We start from the raw sequence: 13178 nt of genomic DNA, 5'->3' as shown, positions 1-13178 counted from the left end.
AGCTCTCAAAAAAAAATACTATGTATTTTTAACTGGATCCCGTGGACAAGCAACTAGATGACACCGAAAGTGCTTTTTTATCCACACAACAAGCCTACGCAGAAATGATATAGGAACACGGCATGACAAATTACTTTGCTGCTTCAGCTGGTTGCTCGCTTTCAGCTTCAGTTTTTGCTCCTCTACGTCCTATTATAGTTGCAAGCACAAATTCTTTTTTTGTAGTAAAGCTACAACCTTTTGGTAGTTTTACTTTTGAAGATTTTAATGAAGTAGCGATTGGCATATTAGTAACGTCAATAGTTACGTTTCTTGGGATATTATTAACATCACATAATAAAGTAACTCTTCTTTTTACTATATTGAAATATCCGCCTCTTTTAACGCCTAATGCTCTTTCTTTCCCTTCATATACTACAGGAACTTCCATTTTTTTGGTTTTATCTTCTAAAAAAACAAAATCAACGTGACGTACTATATCTGTAACAGGATGTAATTCTACAGCTTTCGGCAGCACTTTATATTGCTTACCATCGATTTTTAAACTAATTAGCTGAGATATGAAAGCTGGCTTTCTATAATATTTTGTTATTTCTTTTTCTTCTAAAGAAATACTAACTGGGGTTTTCTTTGCACCATAAATAATAGCAGGAACACGCCCCTCTCTTCTTAATGCTCTTGCTGCACCCGTACCAAATTCATTGCGAGACTTTGCTTCAAGTTCTAATATTTCACTCATTATTTCAACACTTTAAACTTTATAAAAAGGTTATAATAGTACTAATTAATCTAAAATTCAAGATATATTTGTAATTACTCTATGCCTATAAATTTATGAGTTTGTATTGACAACCTAGCACCACTCTCTAAAGCTAATTTTACCGCTAATTCGTTATTTTCTTTGTTAAGTTTTTGATCATTTTGATCCATAGGCTGAACAAAAACTGGTATATTGTAAGCAGTTTGTCCTATTTCAGGTATTAAGCTATACTCTAAAATATTCTTAGCAATGATAAATTTTACAGCACTAATTTTAGGCAATAAATCTTCTCTGATTTTGCTATAGCCGTTTTTACCTGCTTTAGACGAGCATATTATAGATACTTTATCCGGCAAAGAACGATATAACGTGCCGTTAGTTTCTATCTGCACCTTAAAATCTTGTTTTAATAATTTTTGGCACAATAATTCTATAGGTTGACGCATCGGCTCACCACCCGTTATCACTACTAACTTAACTGATTGCTCGTTTTTAGAATTTAAAGTAAGCAAGTTAACCTTAAATAAAATATCATCTATTTTGATTATTTTAAAATCTTCAAATTCTGTATCGCAAAAATCGCATGCAAGGTTACATCCTCCAAGCCTAATAAATATAGCAGGAACGCCTACAAATATCCCCTCCCCTTGAATAGTCTTAAAAATAGAATGCACTTGTAATTCTGTCCCATCACCTTTTAATATTCCTCTTTTAGGATTCTGCCCAAACATTATATTTAATAAATAAGTATTAATCTTAGCAATTATAACATATATTAAAAAAAACGTCTTGCAATAAATCGTAAAAAAACTATTATGTAGCTTCTAATCGGTAACGTGGCTTTGGTATGCCTAAAATATTACCGACGAATCTTGTAAATACCAATTAAAGGAAAATCATGCCTAAATTAAAGACAAAATCCGCTGTAAAAAAGCGTTTTAAACTTACTGCCAGCGGTAAAGTGATTGCATCTCAAGCAGGTAAAAAACATTTTATGCGTCGTCGTACTAAAGCTCAAATTCGTAACTTACGTGGAACTACGATACTTTGTGATCAAGATGGATATAACATCAAAAAATATTTTCTTCCATATGGTACAAATTAATTAAGGAGCTAAAAAATGACGCGTGCAAAATCAGGAAAAATTTCCAAAAATCGACATAAAAAAATCCTCAAACTTGCAAAAGGTTATAGGGGTAGAGCTAGTACTTGCTTTAGAGTAGCTATTGAGAAAGTAGAAAAAGGGTTGCAATATGCTTACAGAGATCGTAGAAATCGTAAACGTGATTTCAGAGGTCTGTGGATTCAAAGAATAAATGCAGCGGTAAGAGAGCGCGGTCTTGTTTACTCGCAATTTATGGGTGCTCTTAAAAAAGCTCAAATCGATATAGATCGTAAAGTCCTTGCAGAACTTGCTGTAAATAACAATGAAGGATTTGCAAGTATCGTAGAACAAGCAAAGGCACATATTTAATATAGACAACGTCATTGCGAAGCTACTTCGCTGCTGTGGCAATCTCAGGATTTTTTCACTAGATTGCTTCGTCAAAACTTATAGTTTTTCCTCGCAATGACATTTATTTCATTATAAATAATTAATTTTCGTTTGGTATAAATATTATGAAGCGTACATTTCAACCTAGTAATTTAGTAAGAAAAAGAAGACATGGTTTTAGAGCTAGAATGGCTACTCCCTCTGGAAGAGCAATTTTAAGAAACCGTCGTGCTAAAGGCAGAAAAAAACTATCCGCATAAATACTAATCTGACCTATTCAATTGTTTATCACCTCTTTAAAAAATCAAAAGGAATTTGAGCTTATAAATAAGCTTGGCAAAAAATTTCATGAAAAATATTTTATTTTGGTGATAGCAAAGAACATCCCAAAAATCTTTCTTGAATCAAAATATAATACCTTCCTAGGAATAAAAGTTAGCAAAAAGCTAAATAAAAAAGCTGTAGTACGTAATAAAATTAAAAGACGTATAAAACATCTTATTAGGCTTATTTGTAATAATTCTAATCTCAAAAAGCTTGCGATGATAATTATTCCAAGAAAGGGCTTTGATACGACAGACTTTTCAGTATTAAATCATGAATTGAGCAAAGCAATTTTAGATTTTTACAATTCAAAAAAATAATACACTGACTTTTGTGACAGGCATGAGAGTAGAACAATAGTACCAAACAGTTTTTATTCTATGTCATTCCCACTTAAGGCTTGCCCTGCATAGATCGGTTTTTCCGTCATTGCAAGCGACTGCAAAGAGCGTGGCAATTGTAAGTAAAAAATAATAAAAAATGTTATAAAGTTAGCATTTTTTTACTTCCTTGCCTCGTCAATTACTTCGTAATTTCCTCGCAATGGCGACTCTCGATCCACATAGGCAATGTTTTTGTGGGAATGATATAAAAGCCTTATTGCATAGATCAAAAAACACTTTCGGTATCATCCCGTGGCTTGGTCCTATATAGTAAACTCAGTTGAATTTTGTGACAGGCGTGAGGAGCGACGCCTATAATAATAGGCGAGACGACGAGCAACGAAGCACAAAGTTCAAATCAGTTTACTATAGTACCGGACAGTTTAAAAAAAATGTTATATTTTATTCAGGTGTAAGTGACCTTATGTGTCATTCCCGCGAAAGCGGGAATCCAAGAAAAAAATCTAAATATAGCATTTTTAGAATATAAAAGCTCGATTTATCTCGCTTTATGCTGGATTCCCGCTTCTAGCTAGGAATGACATAGAATAATAACTGTCCAGTACTATTGAACAAGCCACGGGATAACAATCTTTCACCTTTATCACTAACTATCAAAATGTTGTTTTAAAACCCAAGATTTTTAGCACAACATTTATATCTAACGTGTTGGGCTATTTCTCCTTGCTAGAGTTTTTCTTAGATCGTCTTGAAAATTATTATTTCCTTGCTGCTTATTCCCATCTTGAGATGTGTGTATAGTTTTTAATGTTTCTTGCAATTTCGGTGGAATAGCAGGCATTGGAGATGGTTTTGGACCAGCCCCACCCTTTCCTAGCATTGGAGGTGGCGGAGGCGGAGGAATAGGAACACCTTTCCCCGGAGGAGGTGGCGGTGGAGGCGGTATAACACCAGGTTTTAGAGGTTGTGTAGCTGGATTATTAGCAATTATAGCCTTACTAGCAGCTTCTTCTCGTGCTATTTGCTCTTTTCTACGCTGGATTGCTGCCATACCACCTTTTAGCTGCAAGTCAGCCGCTGTAGGCTCACCCTTTAAATCCGTAGATTGTGAACTTTTATTAAATTGTTTCTCTCTTTCTTCAGCAGTATTTATAGTATCATATTGCCTTTTTATGCTTTCAAGTTGTTTACTAATTCCATCTAATTCCTTGTTAATTTTCCATTTTTCTTCTTTAGGAGTATTAGAATCAGCCTTTTTTTCTTCAAGTTCTTTCTTTTTATTTTCTAGTTCTTCCTGCTTTTGCTTTAATTCCTCTAAACGTTTTTTGTGATTATCTATTTGTGCTTTAGGTTCTTCGTTTTTAGTTACTGGAGCATTAATAGCTTGCTTTTTTTGTGCATTTTTCCAAGCTAACTCTTCTGCAAACGAATTAAATTTTGGCTTTTTTACTGGTTGATTTAGCTCTTCTATTGGTTGAGTTTTTGCTGGCTGAATGCCTATCTCTGCTTGTTTGAGATCTTGAAAATTTGTTTCAGAGGCTAAAGGAATACTTTTAGTATCAGGTATTTCTGGATCAGCTTGTTGTACTTTTGCGGTAGTTTCTTTTATTTGATTATGAAGATCTGCCACTGAATTTGCTTTTCTTAGTTCTTGTTCAGGGTTTTTATAATAATTTTCTAAATCCTGTTTTAGATAATCATATGTTGCTTTAATAGAGGTTACTTTAGTGTCAAAACTTGCTGCAATTTGAGCTGCTAATTTTAAAGATTGCTCTGATCCCCCTTTAGGCTGAATCACAAGTTTACTTTTTTCTCCTAAAAACCATTTTGATAAAATATTTGGTTTATAAACTTGTATTTCTACCTCTGCATTACCTGCTTTAACTGATATACTACCCTCATAACCTGCAAACTTATTAAGCCATGTTTTTGGTTGTTTATGCTCGGCAGTTACATTATTTCCTAGATTAGAAAAAACGTTTTTTATATCTGTTTTTCCTGTTAAAAAATCATCTAGTTTTTTAAAAGTTTTATCATTTTGTGAACTTATACCGGATATTTCATAACCAGTAGCAGTTTCTATAAAATTTGCTTCAAAAGGCTCTGCCTTTATTCCATTATAAATATTTTCTAAGAACTCATTGCTAAAATTTTTACCACTCTTAATTCCTTGCAATTTACTTTCTGTATTTAAACCTCTTAGTTGATCCTTAAACTGATCAATTGTCCATTTATCTTTTACGCTAGGATTATGAAGATTAGTATTAAGACCTACAGTAGCGTAAGCTGATATAAAAGCTGCGTCTGCATGATTTATGTCAGTAGTAGTATTTTGCTCATGATATTTAGAGGCAAAACTTTCAACCAATCTATCTATTTTTTGAGCCTCACCTGGTAATTTAAAAGCCTTTAAAAACTCTCTTAAACTTTTCAAATAATTTTTATCTTTAAAATCAAATTGTTTAACAAAATGATCCAATACTTTTTTATTATCTTCTCCATCTGTTCCAAGATAATCCCCAACAGCTACTAAATCTAAATTATTTTTTTCCTCACGAAAAAACTTAGCTGTCTCTTCTGCAAAATCTTTATTATTACTAGCACACCATTCTTTAATCTTACTGATTCCATCTTTAGGTTTATCATTAAATGAACTTATTACTTCTCTTTTTATTAGGGGGTCCATAACTATCTCTCATAAGTTAATTATTATTAATCTTTAATATAGCTATTTTATAGACTCAATACAAGCAAAAGTTGCTATTTTTAGTATTTCACTTGCTGATAGCGTGGCTTGCAGGATTTGAACAGGCTTTTCAAAACCATTTGTTATAGGACCTATGAAACTATTCGAAGAAAACTCTTGCAATAATTCAGTAGAGATAGCAGCAGAGTTTAAACCTGGCATAATAAGCACGTTAGCAGGACCAGACAACCTACAAAACTTATATAATTTACGTAAGTTAGAATCTAAGGCAACTTTAACCGACATTTCGCCATCATATTCAAAATCTACATCCATATCATTAAGCTTTGCTTTATCTTCACTAAAATTATCTAATATATTTACTGCTTCACGAATACGAGCTGTTTTTTCCTTAGAAGAATTGCCAAAGCTTGAAAATGAAAGAAGTGCAACACGTGGGACAATTCCCATATCTTTAGCTATTTCTGCTGTCTGAGCTGCTATTTCTGCAAGCTCGTGACTATTTGGATATTCAGTAATACAATTGTCAGAAATAATAATATTATTGTCTTTTGCAATCATGATAGAATAACCTAAGATTCTACGATTAGGCTTTCGTGAAATAACTTTTAGTATATCTTCTAAACTATCAACATAGCTTTTTGTAACACCCGTTAAAAGTGCATCACCATCACCACAAGCAAGCATACAAGCGGCGAAAATATTCTTATCGGTTTTAACGAGCTTAGCACAATCTCGGTATAAATAACCTTTGCGTTGCAGCCTTTTATATAAATAATCAATATATATATCTAACTTATCAGTTAAAGCAGCATTCATTATGGTAATACCATCTAAACTAATATTATGCCCTAATTGCTTTAGCTTTGCTTCAATTCTCTCAATGCGACCAACTAAAATAGGGTTTCCATATTTCTCATCCCGCATCATTATTGCAGCAACGATTACTTCTTCTTCTTCCCCTTCAGCAAAAATAATACGTTTTAGAGGTGCATTATGGATTTTTTTAGATAAGAAATTCATATAGTTAGAGGTAGGGTTTAGTCTACTTTCTAATTCTTTTTTATATTTATTGAGATTAAAATCAGAAACTTTAGCAACATCGCTATCTATGGCTGCTTTAGCTACCGCTACCGGCACTACTGTAATTAAACGAGGATCAAACGGAACAGGGATAATATATTCATTACCGAAAATCATCTTACGTCCAGCATATGCCTTATATACTTCCTCTGGCACAGGCTTACGAGCGAGTTCTGCTATAGCTTTTGCTGCTGCTATTTTCATTTCTGTATTAATGGTTTTAGCTCTAACGTCTAATGCTCCCCTAAAAATATAAGGAAAACCCATAACATTGTTAATCTGATTATTATAATCAGATCTACCTGTTGCTATAATCGCATCATTACGAACTTGCTTTATCTCTTCAGGCGTAATTTCTGGATCAGGGTTAGCCATAGCAAAAATAATCGGATTATTTGCCATTTTGCTAACCATCTCTTTAGTTACTGCACCTTTTACGGATAATCCTATAAATACATCCGCATCTTTTAATGCTTCTTCTAAAGTTCTAAGCTGTGTGCTGTTTGCATAAGTCTCTTTCCATTTATTCATACCCTCCGTGCGACCTTGATAAATAACACCTTTAGTATCGCATAAAATAATTTTTGATTTATCCGCTCCAAGTGCAATCAATAAATCAATACACGCAATAGCGGCAGCACCCGCACCATTAACTACTATTTTTAAATTCTCTAGCTTACGGTTAGTAATATAAGCAGCATTTATTAGTCCTGCTGCTGTGATAATTGCCGTTCCGTGTTGATCATCATGAAACACTGGTATATCCATTAGAGACTTCAGCTTCTCTTCAATAACAAAACACTCAGGAGCTTTAATGTCTTCAAGATTAATTCCGCCGAAACTGTAACCAAGATATTTTACAGCATTAATAAACTCTTCTGGATCATTAGTATCAACTTCTAAGTCGATTGCATCAATATCGGCAAATTTTTTAAAAAGTACCGCTTTACCCTCCATAACTGGCTTTGAGGCAGCAGCTCCTAAATTACCAAGACCAAGCACCGCAGTACCATTAGAAATCACAGCAACCAGATTCCCACGTGCGGTGTATTTATACATTTCATCAGTACTTTTAGCAATCTCAAGACAGGGAGCCGCAACACCAGGAGAATAAGCCAGCGATAAATCATGCTGCGTAACAAGCGGCTTAGTCGCAGAAATAGCAATTTTACCTGGTTTATCTTTTTGATGATATTCAAGTGCTTCAGTATAATTTATTTTGTTCATTTCATCCATTTTTTAGATATTCCTGTTTTGTTTGTTTACTTCAAGTAAAATACGAAGATCAACTTGGAAAAGAGCAAGGAGTTCACAAGACGAGGAGCGGAGCGTATACTTAATACGTGAGCACCGCAGTACTTGTAGAACGACGCAGCCAATTTTGCAAGTTCATCGAGTATTACCCCATCAAATACATAATAATCGATATAGTCACTACCGAGAAGAAAGTTGTAAATGTTATGATCGATGCCATCGAATCAGGATTGCCGCCGAGCTGACGTGATAAAACATAAGCAGTGCTTGCACATGGCAGTGAGCTATATAATATACCTACCGATCTATCTATCCCGCTAATTGACATCATCCATAGCACTACTACACTTACTAACGGAAAAGCAATTAACTTAATAAAGCTCGTAAATACTATGCTATGTAAAAGCTCTTGTCTAATAGTAAAATTAAGCCCTGCCCCAACATTTAACATGCCGATCGCTAAAGCAGCATTAGAAAGGCTATCTAAAGTTTTTTTAAGACCTAAATGTAGTTCAAGGTTTGAATAATTAAAAACAAACCCTACTAGGCTGGCAATAATAAGCGGGTTGCGTATGATTAGCTTAATCATTAAAACAATACTAGTTCTAATGGTAGTAGTGACCGACTTATCAGGAACGTAATATGCAAAAATCATTACCGATAAAATATTGGTAAAAATAATCATGTAAGAAGAAATAACAGCAACGATAGAAAGACCGCTAGAGCCAAGCAAAGGGCTGCCTGCTGCAAAGAAAATATAGCTATTATAACGAATTGATCCTTGAAAAATAGAAGTGAATTCTATCTCATCAATATTGTATTTTCTTTGATAAATTATTAGACCTAACGTAATAAGAAGTGTAGAAATAACAAGAGCGATTACTAATTTAATTATTGATGTAACGCTTAAATCAGCTGTAGAGATATAGTTAAAAAGCATTGCAGGAAACAATACAAAATAGGATAATTTCTCTATGCCACGCCAAAATTCTTCTGAAGTTAGCCATTTATTTTTTATAATACTACCAAGTAAGGTAATTAAAAAAATCGGCAACGTACTGCAAAAAATATTATTCATTCATTTTTGATGTCATACCGCGACTTGATCGCGGTATCTTTATAAGTTAGTTTTTAGATACCGCGATCAAGTCGCGGTATGACAAAAATTACCCTTTACAACTTTTCCTCAATCAACTTCATAGTTTCATTTATACCATAAAGCTTTATGAAAGTACCAAGTCTTGGACCATCGCTTTGCCCAAGTAATATCTGGTATAAATCTTTGAAATAATCACGCAAATTTTCATACTTTGCTTTCATTCCGATATCATAAATTCCTTTTTGGATGCTTTCCGCTTCTATCTGCTCAGGCAAGCTTTTTAACATATCTAAAATATCTTGCAAAATAGCTTTATGCTTTTCAGACGGAGCTAAATATGATTTATGTGCTTTAACAAAATCATTATAATATCTTATAGCAAATTCTGCTAAGTGGTCAAGATAAGGACTATTATTTGGCGTCGCTTTTGGTTCATATCTGCTAATAAAACCCCAAAGTACCGACTTATCGGACGGATTACACACAGAAGTTAGGTTCAATAATAGCGAGTAAGTAATACCAAAAGTCTCAATTTTAGGCACATTTCCATGATGAATATGATAAACCGGATTTGCAAAACGTTTTGATCTATCTTCTTCTAAATGATATTTTAGATTAAAGGTAATATATTCGTCAACATTTTTAGGTATTACGTCAAAAAACAACCTCTTAGCTCTTGTAGGATTTTGGTACATAAACAAAGCCATACTTTCAACAGGGGCATATTTAAGCCAATCATCAACGCTAATACTATTGCCTTTTGATTTCGATATTTTTTCACCATTTTCGTCTAAGAACAGCTCATAACATAGTTGCACTGGCGGTTTTCCACCTAGAATTCGGCAAATCTCAGAGTAAAGTCTACCATTTGCTAAGTGATCTTTTCCATACATCTCATAATCGACTTTCAAAGCTGCCCAACGCATACCAAAATCTGGCTTCCACTGTAATTTACAATGACCCTTTGTTACAGGTACTTCTATTGTCTCACCGTTTTCATCTTTATAAGTTATTGTACCAAGTTTTGCATCCCATTTATGTATAGGTACTTGCAGTACCTTGCCAGTTTTCGGACAAATGGGCATAAAAGGTGAATAGGTAGCTTTCCGCTCTTCTCTAAAAGTCGGTAGCATCAGCTCCATTATTTTGTCATATTTCTCAAGTACTTTGATCAACATTTCGTCAAACATACCGGCTTTATAGCACTCGGTGCTGCTATAAAATTCATACTCGAAGCCAAATTTATCAAGGAATGAGCGAAGCTTTGCATTCATATAATGCCCATAGCTTTCACATTCGCCGAAAGGATCAGGAATAGAGGTTAGCGGCATATCCATATATCCAGCTACCATTTCAGGATTTGGGATATTGCTTGGTACTTTACGAAGCCCATCCATATCATCAGAAAAACAAATTAGCTTAGTCTTTATATCGGATAATTGTTCAAACGCTTTCTGCACCATTACCATACGGGCATTTTCACCAAAAGTCCCAATATGCGGCAACCCTGATGGACCATAACCGGTTTCAAACAATACATAACCTTTTTCAGGAGCTTTTCCGTTTAAGCTATCTAGTATTTTTTTAGCTTCTTCAAAAGGCCAAGCTTTTGACTTTATTGCATCTTCCAAAATTTCCGACATTTATTTTTCTTATACTTGTAATTAATTATCAGTGACAATATACTATATTTAGCTAATTGTAAAATATCACTTGAATTTTTTGTAATTTTAAATAATAAACTAATGTCATTGCGAGGAGATTCGGCTTTGTTACATGTCTTGGTGTCATTCCCAGCAACGGCGGGAATCCAGCATAAAGCCCCTATGTCATACTAGCTAGCTTGTACCTTAGGTATCTCAGGACACAGGCTGTGATAAAAGACCCCGTGATCAAGTCACGGGGTGACAGTATAGTTAACTGGATTCCCGCCGTTGCTGGGAATGACATAGAGAACGTTTTTCAAGCCCTGCAACAAGATTATACGCTTCTCGCAATGACGTTTTATAAAATAAAAATATGCCATTTAATACTATTATAAACTACATAAGAAAAGACAGCTATAAAATGCTGCATATAGGCTTAATTGCGATTTCCGTAATAGCTCTTGCTACTGCTTATTTTGCTGAGTATATATTGCATTACGCCCCCTGCCCTTTATGCGTTTACGAAAGATTCCCTTGTCTAACATTAATAAAAATTTGCCTAACTGCTTTAATTATCAGGCAATTAAGTAAATACACTTTAATATTTATTTTCTTAACACTACTTAGTTCATGCATATTATCAACCTATCATAGTATGGTGGAGCGAGGAATAGTTCAGCCAAGCAGCCTTTGTTCGTCCATGATTCGCTTCCCAAAAGGCTTATCTGTCGAGCATATTAAACAGATGCTTTATTCACAGCCAATAACTTCCTGCACCAAACCGGCAATTAAGCTTTTAGGCATTTCCATGACGGAATACAATTTACTCCTAAATCTCGGTCTTTTAATCGGATTGTTAATTGTTTGGCTTTATCCTAAAGAATCTTCACTATAAACTTCTACCCTAATATCTTTTTCAATTCTCTCATAGAAAAAGCCAGTGGTTTTAGGTAGTCTTGTACTACCTAACCATTATCTAAAACTATAAGTCTTTTTCCATAATTTACAGCATCTTCCAAATTATGTGTGATCATTACGGCAGTTATTTTATGTTCATCAATAATCTCTGACATTTTTTTCATCACCTCATGCGAAGCTTTAGGGTCAAGGCTTGCAGTATGTTCATCTAAAAATAATATTTTAGGCGGATGAGAAATAGCTAGTGCGAGCAATATAAGTTGTTTCTCCCCACCAGAAAAATTACTAAGCGGCTGCGTTAGACGTGATAAAAAACGCTTAGATTTCGATAAACCGATAAGTTCTAATACTTCCACATTTGTTTTACGCTCATTTGCTGGAAAGCGGCTCTCCCATAGGGTAATATTTTCTTCTAAAGTTAACTCCGAAAATAATCTATCTTCTGCTTTTTGAGTTATAGTTATTAACATATTAGCTTTTTGCGATTGCGGTAATTTATCAATTCGTACTTGATCTAAAAACACCTGCCCGCTAGTCGGCTTTAAATAACCTGCTAGAATTTTTGTTAAAGTAGATTTACCGCTGCCATTAGTTCCAAGCACTACAACAAACTCTTCTTCGGCAATATTTAAAGTAGTTTCCGATATTATCGGTTCATTACGATCTTTTACTTTAAACTCTACTTTCTCGGCATATAAATAAGGTTTCATACAGCCTCTCTTTTTACAGAACGAAGAGAAATAAATAGCACTATTCCTAAGATAAGCTTAAGATTTATAGGATCAATACCGAGGCGGAGTAAAATACTTAAAGTGATAAAGTAAAATAATATACCTATAAAACAGGAAAATATTTCTTTAAAAGTATCAAAGCTGTTATTGCAAATTAGGATATGTCGCCCTATAACTATTGCACCGATACCAACAAGTGCTACCCCAAAACCCATATTAATATCGGCAAAACCATTTACTTGTGCTGATATAGTACCAGTTAATGCAGCAAGTAGATTACTTATGCTAAGCCCAAGCGTACGATAGAATTCGGCAGGCTTTCCTAAAATAGCAAGCAAATCTTTATTAAATCCAAATGCTCTAAGCCTTAGACCTAATCGCCCTTTTAGTAAAATTACTACCGCAAATATCACAATAATGTTTGTTATCATCAAAGGTAATAACCAATTTTCGGTATTAAATATATTGAGTAAGCTTGGCATACCTAGTGTCGATATGTTAGGACGCTGCATAATCTGCAAATTAACCGAATAAAGCATAAAGCTGGCAAGTATTCCCGCTGTAAGGCTATTAACACGGTTATTCTTCTGCATAAAGCTTACTATAACACCAATAACACCTCCTGCTATTACGGCAAGTATTAATGCCGTAAATATTCCAAATGAAAGAAATTTAGCAAACACTGCCGCACCTAATACATATGTTCCATCTACAGTTAAATCGGTAATTTTCAAAATCCTGTAGCTGATATACATTCCTAAAATAAGCGGCAACATTATCAAAGATTGCTCAAGAGCAGTAACTAAAAGATTCATCA

Annotated in this window: 12 protein-coding genes and 1 pseudogene; 5 read left to right on the top strand and 8 right to left on the bottom strand. The window is 34.2% G+C overall.

The features are described from left to right. Nucleotides 1–130: 130 nt before the first annotated feature. Together BA173_RS06345 and BA173_RS06340 are read right to left on the bottom strand one after the other, a co-directional pair. Complete coding sequence (locus tag BA173_RS06345) at nt 131–739, bottom strand: 50S ribosomal protein L25/general stress protein Ctc (protein WP_068041320.1); 609 nt, start codon at nt 737–739, stop codon at nt 131–133. A 74-nt stretch (nt 740–813) separates the two neighbouring features. Then, on the bottom strand, nt 814–1491 hold the full coding sequence (locus tag BA173_RS06340; protein ID WP_016947699.1) for a 7-carboxy-7-deazaguanine synthase QueE: 678 nt from the start codon (nt 1489–1491) through the stop codon (nt 814–816). Between the two features lie 167 nt (nt 1492–1658). On the opposite strand from BA173_RS06340, the gene rpmI reads away from it, so the two are divergent. From rpmI to rnpA, 4 genes are all read left to right on the top strand, one after another. Beyond that, a complete protein-coding gene (gene rpmI / locus BA173_RS06335; protein ID WP_016947700.1) occupies nt 1659–1865 on the top strand; it encodes a 50S ribosomal protein L35 in 207 nt (68 codons plus the stop codon). A 15-nt stretch (nt 1866–1880) separates the two neighbouring features. Further along, nucleotides 1881–2234: a 50S ribosomal protein L20 gene (rplT, locus tag BA173_RS06330; RefSeq protein WP_016947701.1), complete on the top strand. Its 354-nt coding sequence runs from the start codon at nt 1881–1883 to the stop codon at nt 2232–2234. Nucleotides 2235–2380: 146 nt separating this feature from the next. After that, nucleotides 2381–2515, top strand: coding sequence for a 50S ribosomal protein L34 (gene rpmH, locus BA173_RS06325; RefSeq protein WP_016947702.1), 135 nt, complete (start codon nt 2381–2383; stop codon nt 2513–2515). A gap of 21 nt (nt 2516–2536) precedes the next feature. Next, complete coding sequence (gene rnpA, locus BA173_RS06320; RefSeq protein WP_016947703.1) at nt 2537–2899, top strand: ribonuclease P protein component; 363 nt, start codon at nt 2537–2539, stop codon at nt 2897–2899. Nucleotides 2900–3623: 724 nt separating this feature from the next. Here the strand turns inward: rnpA and ralF are convergent. The 4 genes from ralF to BA173_RS06300 form a co-directional block, all read right to left on the bottom strand. Then, complete coding sequence (gene ralF, locus BA173_RS06315; RefSeq protein WP_068041318.1) at nt 3624–5609, bottom strand: T4SS guanine nucleotide exchange effector RalF; 1986 nt, start codon at nt 5607–5609, stop codon at nt 3624–3626. Between the two features lie 42 nt (nt 5610–5651). Continuing rightward, nucleotides 5652–7949, bottom strand: coding sequence for an NADP-dependent malic enzyme (locus BA173_RS06310; RefSeq protein WP_068041316.1), 2298 nt, complete (start codon nt 7947–7949; stop codon nt 5652–5654). A 163-nt stretch (nt 7950–8112) separates the two neighbouring features. Continuing rightward, on the bottom strand, nt 8113–9045 hold the full coding sequence (locus BA173_RS06305) for an AEC family transporter (protein WP_068041313.1): 933 nt from the start codon (nt 9043–9045) through the stop codon (nt 8113–8115). 95 nt (nt 9046–9140) lie between these two features. Further along, the gene (locus BA173_RS06300; protein WP_016948322.1) at nt 9141–10709 is read right to left on the bottom strand and encodes a lysine--tRNA ligase; all 1569 of its coding nucleotides are present in this window, start codon (nt 10707–10709) and stop codon (nt 9141–9143) included. 376 nt (nt 10710–11085) lie between these two features. Between BA173_RS06300 and BA173_RS06295 the strand changes: the two genes are divergently transcribed. Next, a complete protein-coding gene (locus tag BA173_RS06295; RefSeq protein ID WP_068041312.1) occupies nt 11086–11607 on the top strand; it encodes a disulfide bond formation protein B in 522 nt (173 codons plus the stop codon). 4 nt (nt 11608–11611) lie between these two features. Here the strand turns inward: BA173_RS06295 and BA173_RS06290 are convergent. Together BA173_RS06290 and BA173_RS06285 are read right to left on the bottom strand one after the other, a co-directional pair. After that, nucleotides 11612–12340: pseudogene (locus BA173_RS06290) on the bottom strand (ATP-binding cassette domain-containing protein). After that, nucleotides 12337–13176: an ABC transporter permease gene (locus BA173_RS06285; RefSeq protein WP_016948324.1), complete on the bottom strand. Its 840-nt coding sequence runs from the start codon at nt 13174–13176 to the stop codon at nt 12337–12339. The pseudogene BA173_RS06290 and the gene BA173_RS06285 overlap by 4 nt, the downstream one beginning before the upstream one ends. Between the last annotated feature and the right edge of the window lie 2 nt (nt 13177–13178).

This window comes from Rickettsia sp. MEAM1 (Bemisia tabaci) (genome assembly GCF_002285905.1).
GTDB lineage: Bacteria > Pseudomonadota > Alphaproteobacteria > Rickettsiales > Rickettsiaceae > Rickettsia.
This window is presented reverse-complemented; position numbering and strand designations above follow the sequence as displayed.